Origin of the sequence: Metapseudomonas resinovorans DSM 21078, assembly GCF_000423545.1 — a bacterium.
Classification (GTDB): Bacteria; Pseudomonadota; Gammaproteobacteria; order Pseudomonadales; family Pseudomonadaceae; genus Metapseudomonas; species Metapseudomonas resinovorans.
This window is the reverse complement of the sequence record NZ_AUIE01000002.1, coordinates 83,346-103,106: the sequence shown is the minus strand read 5'-3', so window position 1 is coordinate 103,106 and position 19,761 is coordinate 83,346. Positions and strand designations below refer to the sequence as shown.

Annotated in this window: 20 protein-coding genes and 1 other RNA gene; 14 read left to right on the top strand and 7 right to left on the bottom strand. The window is 64.2% G+C overall.

The features are described from left to right. Positions 1 to 332 precede the first annotated feature (332 nt). The 4 genes from trxA (at position 333) to G559_RS0102990 (ending at position 4,746) form a co-directional block, all read left to right on the top strand. Complete coding sequence (gene trxA, locus G559_RS0103005) at positions 333 to 659, top strand: thioredoxin TrxA (protein ID WP_028626828.1); 327 nt, start codon at positions 333 to 335, stop codon at positions 657 to 659. A gap of 262 nt (positions 660 to 921) precedes the next feature. Continuing rightward, a complete protein-coding gene (rho, locus tag G559_RS0103000; RefSeq protein ID WP_016495310.1) occupies positions 922 to 2,181 on the top strand; it encodes a transcription termination factor Rho in 1,260 nt (419 codons plus the stop codon). Between the two features lie 130 nt (positions 2,182 to 2,311). Beyond that, on the top strand, positions 2,312 to 3,778 hold the full coding sequence (gene ubiD / locus G559_RS0102995; protein ID WP_028626827.1) for a 4-hydroxy-3-polyprenylbenzoate decarboxylase: 1,467 nt from the start codon (positions 2,312 to 2,314) through the stop codon (positions 3,776 to 3,778). After that, positions 3,778 to 4,746, top strand: a complete 969-nt coding sequence (locus tag G559_RS0102990; protein ID WP_028626826.1) for a CDP-6-deoxy-delta-3,4-glucoseen reductase — start codon at positions 3,778 to 3,780, stop codon at positions 4,744 to 4,746. The genes ubiD and G559_RS0102990 overlap by 1 nt, the downstream gene beginning before the upstream one ends. 97 nt (positions 4,747 to 4,843) lie before the next feature. Here the strand turns inward: G559_RS0102990 and G559_RS0102985 are convergent, their stop codons facing one another. Beyond that, a complete protein-coding gene (locus G559_RS0102985) occupies positions 4,844 to 5,821 on the bottom strand; it encodes an NADPH:quinone oxidoreductase family protein (protein ID WP_028626825.1) in 978 nt (325 codons plus the stop codon). Positions 5,822 to 5,996: 175 nt separating this feature from the next. On the opposite strand from G559_RS0102985, the gene G559_RS0102980 reads away from it, so the two are divergent. After that, entirely contained in the window at positions 5,997 to 6,407 is a 411-nt protein-coding gene (locus tag G559_RS0102980; RefSeq protein WP_028626824.1) for a flagellar basal body-associated FliL family protein, read from the top strand. Here the strand turns inward: G559_RS0102980 and G559_RS0102975 are convergent. Beyond that, positions 6,398 to 8,242, bottom strand: a complete 1,845-nt coding sequence (locus tag G559_RS0102975; protein ID WP_028626823.1) for a sensor domain-containing diguanylate cyclase — start codon at positions 8,240 to 8,242, stop codon at positions 6,398 to 6,400. The genes G559_RS0102980 and G559_RS0102975 overlap by 10 nt on opposite strands. 51 nt (positions 8,243 to 8,293) lie before the next feature. Beyond that, positions 8,294 to 8,743 carry an EVE domain-containing protein gene (locus tag G559_RS0102970; RefSeq protein WP_028626822.1) on the bottom strand — a complete coding sequence of 150 codons (450 nt, stop codon included), beginning with the start codon at positions 8,741 to 8,743 and terminating at the stop codon, positions 8,294 to 8,296. A 204-nt stretch (positions 8,744 to 8,947) separates the two neighbouring features. Here G559_RS0102970 and G559_RS31085 point away from each other — a divergent pair, with 204 nt between their 5' ends. Beyond that, positions 8,948 to 9,079: a hypothetical protein gene (locus tag G559_RS31085; RefSeq protein ID WP_256658067.1), complete on the top strand. Its 132-nt coding sequence runs from the start codon at positions 8,948 to 8,950 to the stop codon at positions 9,077 to 9,079. A 49-nt stretch (positions 9,080 to 9,128) separates the two neighbouring features. On the opposite strand, the gene G559_RS0102960 is transcribed toward G559_RS31085, so the two are convergent. The 4 genes from G559_RS0102960 to G559_RS0102950 all read right to left on the bottom strand — a co-directional run bounded on the left by G559_RS0102960 (position 9,129) and on the right by G559_RS0102950 (position 10,535). Beyond that, positions 9,129 to 9,725, bottom strand: a complete 597-nt coding sequence (locus G559_RS0102960; protein WP_028626821.1) for a 5-formyltetrahydrofolate cyclo-ligase — start codon at positions 9,723 to 9,725, stop codon at positions 9,129 to 9,131. Positions 9,726 to 9,734: 9 nt separating this feature from the next. Beyond that, positions 9,735 to 9,914: non-coding RNA, 6S RNA (ssrS, locus tag G559_RS29700), on the bottom strand. A 100-nt stretch (positions 9,915 to 10,014) separates the two neighbouring features. Next, positions 10,015 to 10,329, bottom strand: coding sequence for a cell division protein ZapA (locus G559_RS0102955; protein WP_028626820.1), 315 nt, complete (start codon positions 10,327 to 10,329; stop codon positions 10,015 to 10,017). Further along, a complete protein-coding gene (locus G559_RS0102950) occupies positions 10,326 to 10,535 on the bottom strand; it encodes a TIGR02449 family protein (protein WP_028626819.1) in 210 nt (69 codons plus the stop codon). The genes G559_RS0102955 and G559_RS0102950 overlap by 4 nt, the downstream gene beginning before the upstream one ends. 205 nt (positions 10,536 to 10,740) lie before the next feature. Here G559_RS0102950 and G559_RS0102945 point away from each other — a divergent pair, with 205 nt between their 5' ends. The 8 genes from G559_RS0102945 (at position 10,741) to gcvH (ending at position 19,691) form a co-directional block, all read left to right on the top strand. Beyond that, positions 10,741 to 11,295: a YecA/YgfB family protein gene (locus G559_RS0102945; RefSeq protein WP_028626818.1), complete on the top strand. Its 555-nt coding sequence runs from the start codon at positions 10,741 to 10,743 to the stop codon at positions 11,293 to 11,295. Positions 11,296 to 11,335: 40 nt separating this feature from the next. Further along, the gene (gene pepP / locus G559_RS0102940) at positions 11,336 to 12,670 is read left to right on the top strand and encodes a Xaa-Pro aminopeptidase (protein WP_028626817.1); all 1,335 of its coding nucleotides are present in this window, start codon (positions 11,336 to 11,338) and stop codon (positions 12,668 to 12,670) included. A gap of 1 nt (position 12,671) precedes the next feature. Next, entirely contained in the window at positions 12,672 to 13,856 is a 1,185-nt protein-coding gene (gene ubiH / locus G559_RS0102935) for a 2-octaprenyl-6-methoxyphenyl hydroxylase (protein ID WP_028626816.1), read from the top strand. Between the two features lie 45 nt (positions 13,857 to 13,901). After that, positions 13,902 to 15,122, top strand: coding sequence for a 2-octaprenyl-3-methyl-6-methoxy-1,4-benzoquinol hydroxylase (locus tag G559_RS0102930; protein ID WP_028626815.1), 1,221 nt, complete (start codon positions 13,902 to 13,904; stop codon positions 15,120 to 15,122). Positions 15,123 to 15,261: 139 nt separating this feature from the next. Continuing rightward, positions 15,262 to 16,263 (top strand): extracellular solute-binding protein, encoded by a 1,002-nt coding sequence (locus G559_RS0102925; RefSeq protein ID WP_028626814.1) that lies wholly within the window; start codon positions 15,262 to 15,264, stop codon positions 16,261 to 16,263. 73 nt (positions 16,264 to 16,336) lie between these two features. After that, the gene (locus G559_RS0102920) at positions 16,337 to 17,956 is read left to right on the top strand and encodes an ABC transporter permease (protein ID WP_028626813.1); all 1,620 of its coding nucleotides are present in this window, start codon (positions 16,337 to 16,339) and stop codon (positions 17,954 to 17,956) included. Between the two features lie 219 nt (positions 17,957 to 18,175). Next, positions 18,176 to 19,258, top strand: a complete 1,083-nt coding sequence (gcvT, locus tag G559_RS0102915) for a glycine cleavage system aminomethyltransferase GcvT (RefSeq protein ID WP_028626812.1) — start codon at positions 18,176 to 18,178, stop codon at positions 19,256 to 19,258. 43 nt (positions 19,259 to 19,301) lie between these two features. Next, positions 19,302 to 19,691: a glycine cleavage system protein GcvH gene (gene gcvH / locus G559_RS0102910; protein WP_028626811.1), complete on the top strand. Its 390-nt coding sequence runs from the start codon at positions 19,302 to 19,304 to the stop codon at positions 19,689 to 19,691. Positions 19,692 to 19,761: the final 70 nt, after the last annotated feature.

Here is a 19,761-nt window from a genome sequence, read left to right as displayed (position 1 = left end):
CGCAATCCTGCCACGGTTGCCCGGTCGCGCCAATGCGAATAGCGGTACGTTGGTACCAGTCTGGCGTGAGCCGGCAGCGGTCGGTTGGGTGCGGTCTTCTGGCGAATAGCTGGCTGTGCAAACTATAGGTGGGATATGACAGTCGCGCGTCATAGGGCCAGCGGTCTGCTCAGGCAGCCCCGGATCGGCTGCCAGATTGACGCCGGCCCGCACATCTATCAGTTTTTCCCCGTAACACCATAGCGAAGCTCAATCGCCTTCGGCTTTCGGTCCCGGAAAAGCCGGGCTATGATGGCTCCACTTTTTTGCTTCCGAACCACGGAGATTCTTCCATGAGCGAATTCATCACCAACGTCACCGATGCCAGCTTCGAGCAAGACGTGCTCAAAGCCGAAGGCGCGGTGCTGGTCGACTACTGGGCCGAGTGGTGCGGTCCGTGCAAGATGATTGCCCCGGTCCTCGACGAAATCTCCAAGGACTACCAGGGCAAACTGAAAGTCTGCAAGCTGAACATCGACGAGAACCAGGACACCCCGCCGAAGTACGGTGTGCGTGGCATCCCGACCCTGATGCTGTTCAAGAACGGCAACGTCGAAGCGACCAAGGTAGGTGCCCTGTCCAAGTCCCAGCTGGCTGCCTTCCTCGACGCCAACATCTGATTCGCGCGGCCACCAGCGCCGCCGAAGCCGCATCAGAAGCGTCCCGGAAAAGCCCCGCGCAAAGCGGGGCTTTTTCATTGGCCTGCACTAGACTCCCCGTTGCGCCGGTGTTACATTCGGACCGCTGCTCTTTCTCGCAGCCCTCCACGCCGTCGCCGACGCACTCCTATTCGAATAAGCACAGCGATCCTGTCGCCTTCTCAGCGGCGCGGCCTAAAAAGCTCAATGCTTTCCCTTCTCCATATCTATCTACGTCATTCCTATGAATCTGACCGAACTCAAGCAAAAGCCGATTGGCGAACTTCTGGAAATGTCCGACGCCATGGGCCTGGAGAACATGGCCCGTTCGCGCAAGCAGGACATCATTTTCGCCCTGCTGAAAAAGCACGCGAAGAGCGGCGAGGAGATCTCTGGTGACGGTGTGCTGGAGATACTCCAGGACGGCTTCGGCTTCCTGCGCTCCGCTGACTCTTCCTACCTGGCCGGCCCTGACGACATCTACGTCTCCCCGAGCCAGATCCGCCGCTTCAACCTGCGGACCGGCGACACCATAGTTGGCAAGATTCGTCCTCCGAAGGAAGGCGAGCGTTACTTCGCGTTGCTCAAGGTCGACTCGATCAACTACGACCGCCCCGAGAACGCCAAGAACAAAATCCTGTTCGAGAACCTCACGCCCCTGTTCCCCAATGAGCGGCTGAAGATGGAAGCCGGCAACGGCTCCACCGAGGACCTCACCGGCCGCGTGATCGATCTCTGCGCACCGATCGGCAAGGGCCAGCGTGGCCTGATCGTGGCGCCGCCGAAGGCGGGCAAGACCATCATGCTGCAGAACATCGCAGCCAACATCACCCGCAATAATCCCGAGTGCCACCTGATCGTCCTGCTGATCGACGAGCGCCCGGAAGAAGTGACCGAGATGCAGCGCACCGTGCGCGGCGAAGTGGTCGCCTCCACCTTCGACGAGCCGCCGACCCGCCACGTGCAGGTCGCCGAGATGGTGATCGAGAAGGCCAAGCGCCTGGTCGAGCACAAGAAGGACGTGGTCATCCTGCTGGACTCCATCACCCGTCTGGCACGTGCCTACAACACCGTGATTCCGAGCTCCGGCAAGGTACTCACCGGTGGTGTCGACGCCCATGCCCTGGAGAAGCCCAAGCGCTTCTTCGGCGCCGCGCGCAACATCGAGGAAGGCGGCTCGCTGACCATCCTCGCTACTGCGCTGGTCGAAACCGGCTCGAAGATGGATGAAGTCATCTACGAAGAGTTCAAGGGCACCGGTAACATGGAGCTGCCGTTGGACCGTCGCATCGCTGAGAAGCGTGTGTTCCCGGCCATCAACATCAACAAGTCCGGCACCCGCCGTGAAGAGTTGCTGACCGCCGATGACGAGTTGCAGCGCATGTGGATCCTGCGCAAGCTGCTGCACCCGATGGATGAGATCGCCGCCATCGAGTTCCTGCTCGACAAGCTGAAAGACACCAAGACCAACGACGAATTCTTCCTGTCGATGAAGCGCAAGTAAGTCTTGGATGTGCCGCAAGAGCCGGGGAAACCCGGCTTTTGCGTTTCTGTGCTGGCCCTTTGTCCTTCTGAATAACCCAGTTCGGCGCTAAACTTTGCGCCCCGACCTGCACGCCCCAAGAGGCTCAAGCATGCAGTATCGCGATCTGCGCGACTTTATTAGCGGCCTGGAACGGCGCGGCGAGCTCAAGCGCATCGTCACCCCGGTTTCGCCCGTGCTGGAAATGACCGAAATCTGCGACCGCACCCTGCGCAAGCAAGGTCCGGCGCTGCTCTTCGAGAAACCCACCGGCTTCGACATCCCGGTGCTCGGCAACCTCTTCGGCACCCCCGGACGCGTGGCATTGGGGATGGGTGCCGAGGACGTCGGCGAGCTGCGGGAGATCGGCAAGCTGCTGGCCTTCCTCAAGGAGCCCGAGCCGCCCAAGGGCCTGAAGGACGCCTGGTCCAAGCTACCGATCTTCAAGAAGGTCATTGCCATGGCGCCCAAGGTGCTGAAGGACGGCCCCTGCCAGGAAGTGGTGGAGGAGGGCGATGATGTCGACCTCACCCGGCTGCCGGTGCAGACTTGCTGGCCTGGCGATGTCGCTCCGCTGATCACCTGGGGCCTGACCGTCACTCGTGGCCCGAACAAGGAGCGGCAGAACCTCGGCATCTATCGCCAGCAGGTAATCGGCCGCAACAAGGTCATCATGCGCTGGCTGAGCCATCGTGGCGGTGCCTTGGATTACCGCGAGTGGTGCGCCAAGCATCCAGGCCAGCCGTTCCCGGTGGCAGTCGCCCTGGGCGCTGATCCGGCGACCATCCTCGGTGCCGTTACCCCGGTGCCGGATTCTCTCTCCGAATACGCTTTCGCCGGCCTGCTGCGGGACAATCGCACCGAGCTGGTGAAGTGCCGTGGCAATGACCTGCAGGTGCCGGCCAGCGCCGAAATTGTTCTCGAAGGGGTGATCCATCCCGGCGAGATGGCCGATGAAGGTCCCTATGGTGACCACACCGGCTACTACAACGAAGTGGACAGCTTCCCGGTATTCACGGTGGAGCGCATCACTCGCCGCCAGAAACCGATTTACCACAGCACCTACACCGGACGGCCGCCGGATGAGCCGGCCATCCTTGGCGTGGCGCTGAACGAAGTCTTCGTGCCGATCCTGCAGAAGCAGTTCCCCGAGATCGTCGACTTCTACCTGCCGCCGGAGGGCTGCTCCTACCGCATGGCGGTGGTGACCATGAAGAAGCAGTACCCAGGCCACGCCAAGCGCGTAATGCTGGGTGTCTGGTCGTTCCTGCGACAGTTCATGTACACCAAGTTCGTCATAGTCACCGACGACGACGTCAATGCGCGCGACTGGAACGACGTGATCTGGGCCATCACCACGCGCATGGATCCCAAACGCGACACGGTGATGATCGACAACACGCCGATCGACTACCTGGACTTCGCTTCGCCCATCTCCGGCCTCGGCTCGAAGATGGGCCTGGACGCCACCCACAAGTGGCCCGGCGAGACCAACCGCGAATGGGGTCGGGTTATCGTCCAGGACGAAGCGGTGAAGCGCCGCGTCGATGAGCTTTGGTCTTCTCTGGGAATCGATTGATGCGTGTCACCCTGCAACCTTCTGGCGCGGTCATCCAGACGGCTCCCAACGAGCGGATTCTGGATGCGGCGCGCCGTCTCGGCTACGAGTGCCCGCAAAGCTGCCGCAACGGCAACTGCCACGTGTGCGCGGCCCTGCTGGTGGAAGGGCGGGTGCGCCAGAACGGTGCCGAACTGAGTCAGGGCGAGCTCTTCACCTGTCTGGCTGAACCGATGGAAGACTGCGTGCTGCATTGGGACGGTGTGTTGGCCCCGGGCGAACTGCCGGTGCGCGCATTGAGCTGCCAGCTCAGCGAGTGTGTGGAAGTGGGCGGCGATGTCTGGCGCGTGCGCCTGCGTGCCCCGGCCGGAAAGCCGCCGCGTTACCACGCCGGGCAGTACTTGCTGATCGAGCGTGACGACGGTGAGTCATCGGCCTTTTCCATGGCCTCGGCGCCCAGCGCCGGGCGGGAGATCGAGCTGCATATCCTTGCGCGCGAGAGCAGCGCCAAGGCACTGCTCGCGCAACTGCAGCGTACCCGCATGGCCAAGGTCCGCATGCCCTTCGGCGATACCCACCTGGCGGAACTGCCTGACGGCCCTCTGGTGCTGATCGCTGCTGGCACCGGCATGGGCCAGATGCACAGCCTGATCGAACACTGCCGATCTGCAGGCTTCAGGCACCCGGTGCACCTGTACTGGGGGGTGCGTCAGTCGGAGGACTTCTATCAGTTGGCCCACTGGGACGACTGGCAGCGCCTGGACAACCTCTTCCTGCACAAAGTAGTCAGCGAACCGGCTGACTGGCAGGGTCGCTGCGGCCTGTTGCATGAAGCGGTGTGTGAGGACTTTCCTGACCTCAAGTCCCTGCGGGTCTACGCCAGCGGCTCGCCCGCCATGGTCTATGCGACCCTCGATGCCCTGGTGGCAGCCGGGATGGATGCCCACCAGATGCGTGCTGACGTGTTCGCCTATGCGCCGCGCCCCTGAACTCCGGACATGAAAAGACCGCCCTCGGGCGGCCTTGTGCGTTCCATAGGATGGGTATCGCTTCGTGTTCGATCAACCTATCCTGCCGGTCCATGCCTCAGCGCACTTCCACTACCACCTTGCCCACGGCCTGGCGCGTGGCCAGGGCATTGATGGCGTCGCTTGCGCGCTCCAGCGGGAAGGTCTGGGACACCAGCGGTTTCAGTTTGCCCTCGGCATACCAGGCGAACAGCTGCTGGAAGTTGGCCAGGTTGTCCTGGGGCTGGCGTTGCGCGAAAGAACCCCAGAACACGCCCACCACTGAGGCGCCCTTGAGCAGCGCAAGGTTGACCGGTAGCTCGGGGATGCGACCGCTGGCGAAGCCGACGACCAGCAGGCGGCCATTCCAGTTGATCGAGCGCACGGCGGCGTCGAACAGGTCACCGCCCACCGGGTCGTAGATCACGTCGGCGCCCTGGCCGCCGGTGAGTTCCTTGACGCGGTCCTTCAGGTTTTCCTCGCTGTAGTTGATCAGCGCGTCGGCACCGGCGGCCTTGGCCACTTCCAGCTTCTCCACACTGCTGGCCGCAGCAATTACCCGCGCGCCCATGGCCTTGCCGATTTCCACCGCCGCCAGGCCGACGCCGCCGGAGGCGCCAAGTACCAGCAGGGTTTCGCCGGGTTGCAGGTTGGCGCGCTGCTTGAGGGCATGCATCGAGGTGCCGTAGGTCATGCCGAAGGCGGCGGCGGAGTTGAAGTCGATGCCTTTGGGAATCGGCATCACATTGTAGGACGGCACCGCCACCTGTTCGGCAAAGCTGCCCCAGCCGGTCAGCGCCATCACCCGGTCGCCGGGCTTGAGGTGGCTGACCTTCTCGCCAACCGCCGCGACCACACCGGCTGCTTCGCCGCCCGGGGAGAAGGGGAATGGTGGCTTGAACTGGTACTTGCCTTCGATGATCAGGGTGTCGGGGAAGTTGACCGCCGCGGCGTGTACGTCGATCAGGATCTCGTTCTTCTTGGGTTCAGGGCTGGCGACTTCCTCCAGCACCAGGGTATCGGCCGGACCGAAGGCTTTGCACAAGACGGCTTTCATCGCGGAGCTCCTTGGCTTGGGGCGCTGGCCCCGGGCATGTGGCCTTGCAGTGTAGGTGGGGTGCCTGGAGGGTCAATCAGCATGGCTGCGCCTGATGGACCTGCATAAACGAAGGTCTTGGGGCCGGCCGCGCCTGTGGCTATGCTAGGCGCCATTCGTGCTGAGGATAATCCAGGTGAAAAGACTGACTGCAATGTTGCTGGCCCTGACCCTTCCGCTGCTGGCGGTCGCCAGTGAGGACGAGCCCAAGGAAGGAGAGACGCCCAAGGTTGCCTATGTTGATCTGGTGCCCTCCCTGGTCGGCAACTATGGTTCCGGGCCGCGCCTGAAGTATTACAAGGCGGATATTTCCCTGCGGGTCACCGGTCCTGAAGCCCAGGAAAAGGTCACTCGTCATGAGCCTCTGATTCGCAACCAACTGGTGATGCTTTTCTCCCAGCAGACCGACGAGACCCTGAACGCGTCCGACTCCAAGGAGAAGTTGCGCCAGGAAGCCCTCAAGCAGGTGCAGCAGGTGTTGCACAGCGAGGAAGGTCTGCCCTTGGTGGACGACCTGCTGTTCAACAACCTGATCATTCAGCCCTGACCCTTCTCCCACAAGCAGGTGCGGTTGCGTCCCTCGTGCTTGGCCCGGTAGAGCGCGGCGTCGCTGCGTGATACCAGGCTGTCGGGCTGGTCCTCGCGGGCTGGGTCGGAAATCGCGATACCGATACTCAACGTCAGGTACCCCTCCGGGCTGGCCGGGTGTTCGATGGCCAGTGCGGCCACTTGCGCCATTACCCGTTCTGCCACATGTCGCGCACCGTCTTCGGCGGTATTGGCGAGGATGATGGCGAACTCCTCGCCACCGTATCGGCAAGCCGCGTCGCCTTCGCGTTGCAGGCTCTGTTGCAGCGCCTGGGCCACTTGGCGCAGCGCGTCGTCGCCAGCCTGATGGCCGAGTCGGTCGTTGTATGCCTTGAAGTGATCCACATCCAGCATCAGCAAGGCCAGCGGCGCGCCAAGGCGACGCAGGCGGCGCCACTCGCCATTGAGCTGACGATCGAAGTATCGCCGGTTGAAGAGTCCGGTGAGGCCGTCCTGCTGGGATAGTCGCTGCAGACGCGCCTCCAGCTCGAGACGTTCGCGGTTGTCGCGGGACACGCCGATCAGATAGTCACGGCCATTCAGACTGACCATTTGTGCGCTGATCTCGGCTGCCTGGAGGCTGTCGTCGGCGCGGCGCATCTGCCGCTGGAAGATGCCGGAGTCGCCATCCCTGCGTGCCTGGCGCACCAGCTCCAGCCAGGTATGGAAGCCGGGCAGCAGTTGTTCCGGATCTTCCTTCAGCAGTTGTCGGAATGCCTCGGCGCTGTAGCCCAGGCCGGCATGGGTGGCCCGGTTCATGTGCAGGACCTCACGGTTGGCGAGGTCGAAAATGAACAGTCCATCCTCGCTGGAATCGGTCAGGTCGAGTACCAGTTGCAGGCGCTCGCGGCTTTCACGCAGATCCTGTTCGACGTGCTCACGCTGGCTGACCTCTTCATTCAGGCGCCGGTAACCGGCCTGCAGGGCGCTGGCGCGGCGGGCGTTTTCCAGCGCCAGGACCAGGGCGGCGACCAGCAGCAGGCTCGTGAGCAGGCTGGCGCCGAGAACCACCTGCGGGAGTGGCGACCTGAGTTGCTCCACCAACTTGGGGGTCGGAGAGAGTTGCAGGGAGAAGTTGCTGTTATTGAGCAGGTGCAGCGGCACGCGTTGGCTGAGGGACGGCAAGATTTCGGGCTGCTCCTGGTGATAGATGGAGCGGCCGGATTCCAATAGCAGGACGCTGAAGTCCTGGTTGTCGAGGTCGGCGAGGAGCTCATCCATCAAGGTCTCGACCCGAAATACGCCCTGGAGGAAACCGTCGAAGCTCCGATCACTCTGTTCGTCGCGGATGTAGAGCGGGGTATAGAGGACGAAGCCGCGCCCGCCCTGGACCAGGGCGAAGCTGTTGGACATCTGCGCCTCGCCACTGGCCTTGGCCTGCATGGCGAGGTTGAAGTTGGGATGGTTGCGGGTCAGGCGGAAGCCGATTGCGGCTTCATTGCCCTGCTCGGGCAGTACCCAGCGCATGCGCAGATCGGCCCCCATCCACTGGATCGACTGGTAGCCGGGGAAGTGCTCCAGGGCGAAGTTGGCTTCCAGGGTCCACTCGTCCCGGGGGATACGGCCTCGATGGTTCCACAAAAGGGCCATGCGACGCAGGCCCTCGACCTCATCGATCAGGTTGTTTTCCAGCTCGGTCGCGAGCGTTCGCGCCTGATAGCCCACGCGGTCACGGATGCGCTCCTGCTGGGCGTCTTCCAGTTGCTTCCAGAGCAACAGGCTGGTGCCGCACATCGCCAGGAAGAGCAGGGCGAGTGTCGTTCGGACCAGCCAGGCAGGATGAGAATGCGGCATGGATGCGCCCCGGAGGATTCCCCTCCCTCATAGCACAGGGCCATTCCTGACTCAACGCAGGGCCAGTACCCCGGACCATTCTTCCTCGGTCACCGGCATTACCGACAGACGGCTGCCCTTCTGCACCAGGGGCATGCCGGCGAGCACGGCCTGCTCACGCAGGGCGGCGAGTGGAATGACGTGGGGGAAGGCCTCGACGAATTCCACGTCCAGGGCGCTCCAGGGATTCTTCTCTGTGTTGGCCTTGGGGTCGTGATAGTGGCTTTGCGGGTCCAGGGCTGTGGGGTCCGGGTAGGTCTCGCCAGCAATCCGTGCAATACCGGCTATGCCTGGCTCGGGGCAACTGGAGTGATAGAAGAAGAACAGTTCGCCCGGGCGCATGGCGCGCATGAAGTTGCGTGCCTGGTAGTTGCGCACGCCATCCCAGCGTGCCTTGCCCAGGCGCTGCAGGTCGTGGATGGAGAGTTCGTCGGGTTCGGATTTCATCAGCCAGAAAGGCATGAACTTTGCTCCTGTACGTTCGTCCTTAATTGGGGTACTCAAGCTTGGGGTCTGGCCGACAGCCGGTTGGCGTCATAAATTGCGTGTTCGCTCACGTTGCCGGAGAATGCCGCGCTTTAAGCTGCTACCGCCGTTCGGTCCAATCAAAACAACAACTCGCCATCGGTCATCGCGCGAAGTTTGCCTGCAAGGGGGAGGCAATCGATGAAACGCAAGCCAGACATTCTCTGGGTATTGGTCATCATTTTTGGCCTGGGTGTGGTTACTACCGGTTACACCCAAAGCCTGTGGGAGCGCCAGAGCAGCGCACCCATCAATTTGACCCAGCAGCCCTGATTTCACGCTGATCGGCACCGCAAGGATCGTGGTGCCGTCGTCAGGTCCGTCAGTACCAGCCTTTATCCGTTACGGTTGCCTGCAGGGCCACGTCCCAGCGGGCCAGTTCCAACCTGTCCACCTTCTGACATTCGTGCGCCAGGCCCAGCAGGGCTGGTTTGCGCCATTGGCGTCGACGTGCCAGATAGGCCAGGCTGCGGTCGTAGAAACCGCCGCCCATTCCCAGACGCCCACCGTATTCATCGAAACCCACCAGGGGCAACATGACCAGATCCAGTGCCCAGACCTTGCGCTGCTGCGCCGGATTGGCACGTGGCTCGAGGATGCGGAAGCGGTTCTTCTGCAGCCTTTCTCCCGGCCGTAGACGCTGGAACACCATCTTTTCCCGTGGCCAGGCATTCAGTACCGGCAGGTAGGCCTGTTTGCCCCGGCGTTGGGCTTCGCGCAGCAACGGACGTGGGTCGATCTCGCCATTGGTGGGCAGATAGAGGGCGACATGTCGGGCGCGGCGGAACAGCGGGTTCTGCGCGAGCTGGCGATAGAGGGACTTTGCGGCGTTTTTCTGCTGGAGGGGGGTGAGTGCGCGGCGGGCCTGGCGAAGCTGGCGGCGCAGGCTCTGGCGGGAATGTGAACCGGCGCAGATCATGAAAAAAATAGACTCCCCGGTTGTGCCGCTGTCGGGTTAGCCCTTGAACCCGAAAGTTCAAGGTGGAGGCTGCAGGAGGCGTTAAGGCTTTCCGTCAGGCGGACATGCACACCGGCCTCAACTTGCAACCCCCGTGGTTGCATTTATCGGCTCAGGGACATCACCGACTGGCCAACACACCAGGGAGCTGGCGGCGAGTATACCCCAAGAACCGTTCAGGAAACTGCTGCGCGTCGGTCCGGCCGCGTCAAAAAACGCCAGAGAGCGTCAGTTTGTCGCGGCCGGGGGCTCAGGCCTGCTGGGTGTCCGGGTCAGCCGCCAGGGCGTGGTCGACACGCTCCAGCAGGTCGCGGACCCGCTCTCGGGTGGACGAGGCTTCCTGGTCCAGGCGCTGCTGCTTGTGCAGCAAGTCATGGGTGATGTTCAGGGCGGCCATCACGGCGACACGGTCGGCACCGATGACTTTCCCGCTGGAACGGATCTCGCGCATCTTGCCGTCCAGGTAGCGCGCGGCGCTTTCCAGGTTGGCGCGCTCGTCCGCAGGGCAGGCGATGCAGTATTCCTTATCGAGGATTTGGACGGTAACGGTGTTGGACTGGGTCATGAATCCTGCTCCAGGGCTTTCAGGCGCGAAATCATCGCTTCGACCTTTAGCCGGGCCATTTCGTTCTTTTCGATCAGATGAGCGCGTTCTTCGCGCCAGGCCTTCTCGCTGGCAAGCAGGAGCCGGTTCTGGGCCTTGAGCTGCTCGACACGCTGGATCAGCAGTTCCAGCTTGGCTGTCAGTGCATGCAGTTCGGCATCTTCCATGGGCTGTCTACTTGGTGGGGAGTGACCGGGACTATATAGGACCGACTCCGGGAAGGGTCAAACCCGCAAGCGCCGGCGCGATTGGTTGCACGCCTGCGGTCAGGTCCTGAGGACCGCAAGGCCAATGCTGCCTTCACGGCGCCAGGCTGCTAGGATACGAGGCCGTCATTCTAGTGATTGCGCCCTCTGGCGCCTAGCCACCCTTATGTCCAGTTCGAATTCTCCCTACAACGCTTTCGCCGCGCTCCTCGCCTCCACCGGTCAGCCGGTTTCCCCCGCCGAACTGCACGGCGTGTTGCTCGGTCGCAGCTGCGCCGGCGCCGGCTTCGACCCCGAGCCCTGGCTGGAGGATGCTGCCGAGCTGCTCGGTGGCGCCCCGCAGGACAACCTGCGCCAGGCCCTGATCGGCCTGCAGGAAATGGTCAAGAGCGAGCTGACCGGCACCGAAATGGCCGTGGTGCTTCTGCTGCCCAGCGACGATGCGCCGCTGGCCGAACGTGCTGCCGCCCTTGGCCAGTGGTGCCAAGGCTTCCTCGGCGGCTTCGGCCTGACCGCCCGTGAAGGCGCGTTGTCCGGCGAAGCCGTCGAAGTGCTCCAGGACCTCGCCTCGATCGCCCAGGTGCAGAGTGCCCTGGAAGACTCCGACGACGGCGAGAGCGACTATATGGAAGTGATGGAGTACCTGCGCGTCGCGCCCCTGCTGCTCTTCGCAGAATGCGCCAAGCCTGCCGCGCCGGCCGCCAAACCCTCGTTGCATTGACTCGAGCGGCGGGCCGTCTGCCCGCCCTGAAGGAGCGCGCATGACCCGTATCCCCAAGGCAGAATATGCCCGCCGCCGCAAGGCGCTGATGGCGCAGATGGAAGCCAACAGCATTGCCATCCTGCCCGCCGCGCCCGTGCATATTCGCAACCGCGATGTCGAGCACGTCTACCGTCAGGACAGCGACTTCCAGTACCTCAGCGGGTTTCCCGAGCCGGAAGCCGTGCTGGTGCTGATTCCCGGCCGCGAACATGGCGAGTACGTGCTGTTCTGCCGCGAGCGCGATCCGGAACGTGAACTCTGGGACGGCCTGCGCGCCGGCCAGGATGGCGCCATCCGGGACTTCGGCGCCGATGATGCCTTCCCCATCGGTGACATCGACGACATCCTTCCCGGCCTGATCGAAGGGCGCAGCCGCGTCTACTACTCCATCGGCACCAACACCGAGTTCGACCAGCACCTGATGGAGTGGGTCAACACCATCCGCTCCAAGGCCCGCCAGGGCGCACAACCGCCCAAGGAATTCGTCGCCCTCGACCATCTGCTGCACGACATGCGCCTGTACAAGTCGGCGGCTGAAGTGAAGGTCATGCGCGAGGCCGCCGAGGTCTCCGCGCGCGCACACGTGCGCGCGATGCAGGCCGCCCGGGCCGGGCTCTACGAGTACCATCTGGAAGCCGAACTGGAATACGAGTTCCGCAGGGGCGGAGCGAAGATGCCGGCCTACGGCTCCATCGTCGCCGCTGGCAAGAACGCCTGCATCCTGCATTACCGCGAGAACGACGCACCGCTGAAGGATGGCGACCTGGTACTGATCGACGCCGCCTGCGAGCTGGACTGCTACGCCAGCGACATCACTCGCACCTTCCCGGTCAGTGGCCGCTTCAGCCCCGAGCAGAAGGCCATCTATGAGCTGGTGTTGAAATCCCAGGAAGCCGCCTTCCTCGAAATCGCCCCCGGCAAACACTGGAACGAAGCCCACGAGGCGACCGTGCGGGTCATCACCGCCGGTCTGGTTGAGCTCGGCCTGCTCAAGGGCGATGTCGACGAACTGATCGCCTCCGAAGCCTACAAGGCCTTCTACATGCACCGTGCCGGCCACTGGCTGGGCATGGACGTGCACGACGTCGGCGAGTACAAGGTCGGCGGCGAGTGGCGCGTGCTGGAGCCGGGCATGGCGATGACCGTCGAGCCCGGCATCTACATCGGCGCCGACAATCAGGACGTGCCGAAGAAGTGGCGCGGCATCGGTGTGCGAATCGAGGACGACGTGGTGGTGACAAAGACCGGCTGCGAGATCCTTACGGGTGGCGTGCCCAAGACGGTCGACGAAATCGAGGCGCTGATGGCTGCTGCGCGCACCCAGGCCGCCTGATATGCATCACTGCCAAGTCGCGATCATCGGCGGTGGCCTGGTTGGCGCCAGCCTCGCCCTGGCGCTGCAGGAAGGTGCCCGCGCACGGGGCTGGAAAATCGTCCTGATCGAACCTTTCGCCCCCGGTAACAGCTTCCAGCCCAGCTACGATGCTCGGTCGTCCGCACTGTCTTTCGGCAGCCGGCAGGTCTACGAACGTCTCGGCCTCTGGCAGGCCATCGCCCAGCGCGCCGAGCCCATCCTGCAAATCCACGTGTCCGATCGCGGACGTTTCGGTGCCGCGCGCCTGGCTGCCCTTGAAGAAGGCGTGCCGGCCCTGGGCTACGTGGTGGAGAACGCCTGGCTCGGCCAGTGCCTCTGGCAGGCCCTGGACGAGGAGGTGGTGACCTGGCACTGCCCGGCCGAAGTGGTCGGCATGCAGGCGCTGGAGGGTGGCTACCGCCTGACCTTGAACGACGAAACCCAGCTCGACTGTGACCTTGCGGTGCTGGCCGATGGTGGTCGCTCCGGGCTGCGCGAGCAGTTGGGCATCGGCGTGCGGCGTATTCCCTACCGGCAAACGGCGTTGATCGCCAACGTCAGCCCGCTGGAAGCCCATCGCGGCCAGGCCTTCGAGCGCTTCACCGATGATGGCCCGATGGCCTTGTTGCCGCTGCCGGAAAACCGCTGCGCGCTGATCTGGAGCCGTCCGGGGGATGGCGCTGAGCGCCTCGCCCGGCTGGATGAGCGGCGTTTCCTCGACGAGCTGCAAGAGACCTTCGGCTACCGTTTGGGGGCTTTCCAGCAGGTGGGCGCGCGGCACCTCTACCCGCTCGAACTGGTGGAAGCCGAGGAACAAGTGCGCTCCAGCCTGGTGGTACTGGGCAATGCTGCCCACAGCCTGCACCCCATCGCCGGGCAGGGTTACAACCTGTCCCTGCGCGACGCCCAAGCCCTGGCCGAGGCGCTGCTGACCAGCGAACAGCCGCTGGGTGATATCGCCACCCTGCAGGGTTACCTGCAGCGCCAGCGCCTCGACCAGAACCTCACGGTAGGCTTCTCCGACCAGGTGACGCGCCTCTTCTCCAATGCCGAGCCGCTACTGGCCGCCGGACGCAACCTGGGCCTGCTCGGCCTCGACCTGCTGCCGCCGGCCAAGCGCTGGTTCGCCCGCCAGGCCATGGGCCTGGGCACCCGCCCGGACTGATCGGGCGTGCCTCATTCGTACACACAGGGAGCCTCAAGGCCTGATATGGAACTGCGCGCGGATCTGATCATTGTTGGCGCCGGCATGGTCGGCAGTGCCCTGGCCCTGGCGCTGAAAGACAGCGGCCTGGACATCCTGCTGATCGACGGCAGCCCGCTCAGCGTCAAACCCTTCGACGCGAGTTCGGCTTTCGAGCCGCGGGTCAGCGCGCTGTCCGCCGCCAGTCAGCGCATCCTCCTGCGTTTGGGCGCCTGGCCGGGCGTCATGGCGCGGCGCAGCAGCCCTTATTCCGAAATGCATGTCTGGGATGGTTCCGGCACTGGGCAGATCCACTTCTCGGCCGCCAGCGTGCATGCCGAGGTGCTTGGCCACATCGTCGAAAACCGCGTGGTCCAGGATGCCCTGATGGAGCCGCTGCACGACAGCGGCATCGGCCTGATGCCCGGTGCGCGCCTGGAGCGCCTGCGACGTTCCGGCGACGACTGGCTGCTGACCCTGGTGGATGGCCGCGAACTGCGCGCCCCGCTGGTGGTGGCCGCCGATGGTGCCAACTCCGCGGTACGCCGCCTGGCCGGCTGCGCAACGCGCGAGTGGGATTACCTGCATCACGCCATCGTCACCAGCGTGCGTTGTGCCGAACCGCACCAGCGCACCGCCTGGCAGCGCTTCACCGACGACGGCCCGCTGGCGTTCCTGCCGCTGGAGCGGGAAGGCGAGCACTGGTGCTCCATTGTCTGGTCGGTGACCCCCGCCGAGGCTGAGCGCCTGATGGCACTGGACGATGCCGGTTTCTGTCGCGAACTCGGCCGTGCCTTCGAATGGCGCCTGGGCGAGGTGCTCGGCGCCGACCCGCGCCTGTGCATCCCGCTGCGCCAGCGTCATGCCAAGCGCTATGTGGAAGAGGGGCTGGTGCTGATCGGTGACGCTGCCCACACCATCCACCCGCTGGCGGGGCAGGGGGTCAACCTCGGTTTCCTCGACGCGGCGGTGCTGGCGGAAGTCCTGCTGCACGCCAACGGCCGTGGCGAGCGTCTGGCTGATGAGCGCGTGCTGGGCCGCTACGAACGTCGACGCATGCCCCACAACCTGGCGATGATGGCGGCGATGGAAGGCTTCGAGCGGCTGTTCCAGGCCGATCCGCTGCCGCTTCGCTGGCTGCGCAACAGCGGCCTGAAATGGGTGGACGGCATGCCTGAGGCCAAGGCGCTTTTCGTCCGCCAGGCCCTTGGCCTGTCCGGTGACCTGCCGGACCTGGCACGGGCTTGAACCTGGGGTGGGCACTTTCCCACCCCAGGCTTCTCTGATTCCTCAGGCAAAAGATACACACCCGGACATAAATCACCCTTCAGCTTGCAACTGAGGTTGACTATCATTCAGCCTTTGTCGCCATCAAGAGGTTCCAGCAATGTGGGCACGTAAGTCTCTTTTCGCGCTCCTCGCGCTCTCCGCCGCCGCCAGTTCGGCCCAGGCCGCCGAAGAAGTGGTGGTCTATTCCTCGCGGATCGATGAGCTGATCAAGCCGGTATTCGATGCCTACACCGCCAAGACCGGTGTGGAGATCAAGTTCATCACCGACAAGGAAGCCCCGCTGATGCAGCGGATCAAGGCCGAGGGCGAGAACGGCGTGGCCGACCTGCTGCTTACCGTCGACGCCGGCAACCTCTGGCAAGCCGAGCAGATGGGTATCCTGCAGCCCTTCACCTCGCCTCTGATCGACGCCAACATTCCTCCCCAGTACCGCTCCGGCAGCCATGCCTGGACCGGCCTGTCGCTACGCGCACGGACCATCATCTACTCCACCGAGCGGGTGAAACCGGAAGAGTTGTCCACCTACGAGGCGCTGGCTGACAAGAACTGGGAAGGCCGTCTCTGCCTGCGTACTGCGAAGAAGGTCTACAACCAGTCGCTGACCGCCACCCTGATCGAGACCCATGGCGCGGCCAAGACCGAGGAAATCCTCAAGGGCTGGGTGAACAACCTGGCCACCGACGTCTTCGCCGACGACAACGCCGTGATTCAGGCCGTGGATGCCGGCCAGTGCGACGTCGGTATCGTCAACACCTACTATTACGGCCGCCTGCACAAGGAAAACCCGAACCTGCGGGTGAAGATTTTCTGGCCAAACCAGGCTGATCGCGGCGTACACGTGAACCTGTCCGGCATCGGACTGACCAAGCACGCCCCGCACCCCGAGGCCGCCAAGGCCCTGGTGGAGTGGATGACCACCGATGAGGCGCAAGGCCTGTTCGCCGGCATCAACCAGGAGTTCCCTGCCAATCCAACGGTCAAGCCGTCGGCAGAGGTGGCTGCCTGGGGCAGCTTCAAAGCCGACAGCATCCCAGTGGAAGTGGCTGGCAAGCGCCAGGCCGAAGCCATCAAGATGATGGACCGCGTCGGCTGGAACTGATCCGCCGCTGTGCCGCTATACTCGACGCCCCGGCCTGCCCGGGGCGTCCTGTTTTGATCCCCGAGAGGTTTGCGTGGCCCATCCCGCCCAGCGTCGCTGGTATCCCATCAGCTTTGCCGTCGCCGTCCTGGTTCTTCTGCCCCTGAGCGTATTGCTGCTGTCCTGGGGCGAGGTGGATGGGGAGATCTGGTCCCACCTCTGGGAAACCCAGATGCCGCGCCTGCTGGGCAACACCCTGATGCTGGTTGCCGGTGTGTCGGTGGGGGTGACCGTGATCGGCGTCAGCCTGGCCTGGCTCACCAGTCTTTGCGAATTCCCCGGCCGGCGCTGGCTGGACTGGGCGCTGATGCTGCCCTTCGCCGTTCCGGCCTATGTGCTGGCCTTCGTCTTCATCGGCCTGTTCGACTTCTCCGGCCCGGTACAGACCCTGCTCCGCGAGTGGTTCGGCAGCGGCCTGCGGCTGCCGCGCGTGCGCTCCACCGGTGGGGTGATCCTGGTGCTGGTGCTGGTCTTCTATCCCTACGTCTACTTGTTGGCTCGCGCGGCCTTCCTCGCCCAGGGCAAGGGCCTTATGGAAGCCGCGCGGGTGCTCGGACTGTCGCCTTGGCAGGCCTACTGGCGCGTCGCCTTGCCCATGGCGCGGCCCGCCATTGGAGCTGGCCTGGCCCTGGCCGTGATGGAGACGCTGGCCGACTTCGGTGCCGTGGCGGTGTTCAACTTCGATACCTTCACCACGGCCATCTACAAGACCTGGTACGGCTTCTTCAGCCTCTCCAGTGCGGCGCAACTGGCCAGCCTGCTGCTGCTGGGCGTCTGCCTGGTGCTCTACGGCGAGCGCCGTGCCCGTGGTGCCAGCCGCCCGGCGAGCGAACGACCGCGGGGCAAGGCGCTTTACCATCTGCACGGCATCAAGGCCCTGGCGGCCACCTCATGGTGCGCCCTGGTGTTCGCCTGCGCCTTCGTCATCCCCATGCTGCAGTTGCTGGTCTGGTTCTGGCAGCGAGGACGTTTCGACCTCGATGAGCGTTATGCCGGGCTGATCCTGCACACCCTCTACCTCGGCGGCATGGCTGCGCTGCTCACGGTCTGTGTGGCGCTGCTGCTGGCCTTCGCCCGGCGCTTGGCGCCGACGCGGCCGGTACGTGCTGCGGTGGGGCTGGCCAATCTCGGCTATGCGCTGCCGGGTTCGGTGCTGGCCGTGTCGATCATGCTGGCCTTCAGCTACCTCGACAGCCATCTGGTGATCCCGCTGTCCGGTTGGCTGGGTGGTGCCGGCAAGCCGCTGCTGCTGGGTAGTCTCGGCGCGCTGTTGCTGGCCTACCTGGTGCGCTTCATGGCGGTAGCCTACGGGCCGCTGGAAAACGGCCTGGCGCGCATCCGCCCGTCCCTGCCGGAAGCCTCTCGCAGCCTGGGTGTCGGCGGCCCGGCGCTGTTCTTCCGGGTCTACCTGCCCCTGTTGTTGCCCGGCACCCTCAGTGCTGCCCTGCTGGTGTTCGTCGATGTGCTCAAGGAGATGCCCGCCACCCTGCTGATGCGCCCATTCGGCTGGGACACCCTGGCTGTGCGCATCTTCGAGATGACCAGCGAAGGCGAGTGGGCCCGGGCCGCGTTGCCTGCCTTGACCCTGGTGCTGGTCGGCCTGCTGCCGGTGATCGGCCTGATCCGCCGTTCGGCACGGCGGATCGGCCACTGACGACGGGCGCAAAGGCGTCCGCAAGCTAGACCTGAACAGGGTCCCTTGCCGATTTTCCGACTCACGGCGGTACCGTTCGCTCACCGCTGGCTGGAGTGTCCAGTGCCTCACCTTGCGGCTACAATGCGCGCCATTCGTTGCGGCCTACCCTGCTGCGGCAGCGGAATTTTCCGCGCCCAGGGCCTGCCGCATCCTCGCCAAGCCCGGAAGGAGAAACCCATGGGACAGCGCACTCCATTGCACGACCAGCACCTGGCGCTGGGAGCCAAGATGGTCGATTTCGGCGGCTGGGACATGCCGCTGCACTACGGTTCCCAGGTCGAAGAGCACCACCAGGTGCGGCGCGACTGCGGTGTCTTCGACGTCTCCCACATGACCGTGGTGGATGTCTCCGGTGCCCAGGCCAAAGCCTGGCTCCAGCACCTGCTGGCCAACGATGTCGAGCGCCTGCAGGCGCCCGGCAAGGCCCTGTACAGTGCCATGCTCAATGAGCAGGGCGGGGTGATCGACGACTTGATCGTCTACCTCACCCAATTCGGCTACCGCCTGGTCGTCAATGCCGCTACCCGCGACAAGGACCTGGCCTGGATGCAGGCCCGCTGCCAGGGTTTCGATGTCCAACTGACCGAGCGCGCTGACCTGGCCATACTCGCCATCCAGGGTCCCAGTGCCCGTGCCAAGGTCGCCGAACTGTTGAGCACCGAACGTGCCGCGCTGATCCACGAGCTCAAGCCCTTCCAGGGCCTGCCCGACGGTGACTGGTTCATCGCCCGCACCGGCTACACCGGCGAAGACGGCCTGGAAATCATGCTCCCTGCCGACCAGACCGCCGGGTTCTTCAACGAGCTGGTGGGAGCCGGTATCGCGCCCATCGGCCTTGGCGCCCGCGACACCCTGCGCCTGGAAGCCGGCATGAACCTCTACGGCCAGGACATGACCGAAGACGCGTCCCCGTTGGTGTCCAACATGGCCTGGACCATTGCCTGGGAGCCCGAAACCCGTGACTTCATCGGCCGCCAGGCCCTGGAAGCCGAGCGCGCTGCCGGAGTGGCCAGCAAGCTGGTCGGTCTGGTACTGGAGGAACGCGGCGTGCTGCGTGCCCATCAGGTGGTGCGGGTGGAAGGCGTGGGCGAGGGCGAGATCACCAGCGGCAGCTTCTCCCCGACCTTGAACAAATCCATCGCCATGGCGCGCGTGCCGATGGCCACCGGTGATCGCGCCGAGGTGGAAATTCGCGGCAAATGGTTCCCGGTCCGCGTTGTGCGGCCGAACTTCGTGCGCAATGGCAAAGCCTTGATCTAAATTTGCAGGCGGGCCATCCGCCACAGTCTCTGAGGAACTCGACATGAGCAACATCCCCGCTGATCTGCGTTACGCCCCCAGCCACGAGTGGGCCCGTCTGGAAGCCGATGGCACCGTTACCGTGGGTATCTCCGACCATGCCCAGGAGGCCCTGGGTGACGTGGTCTTCGTCGAACTGCCGGAAGTCGGCAAGACCGTTGCCGCTGGTCAGGAAGCTGGCGTGGTGGAGTCGGTGAAGGCCGCCTCTGATATCTATGCGCCGATCGGCGGTGAAGTGATCGCGGTGAACGAGTCGGTCAGCGACGCCCCCGAAAGCGTCAACAGCGATCCGTACGGTTCCTGGTTCTTCAAGCTCAAGCCGAGCGACGTGGCCGAACTGGACAAGCTGCTCGATGCCGCTGCCTACAAGGCCGCCGCCGACGCCGATAGCTGATTCTCCCGCTATCCTTCAAAAAGCCTCGCTAGTCGAGGCTTTTTGTTTTTCTGAAGAGGCCAAACGAGGT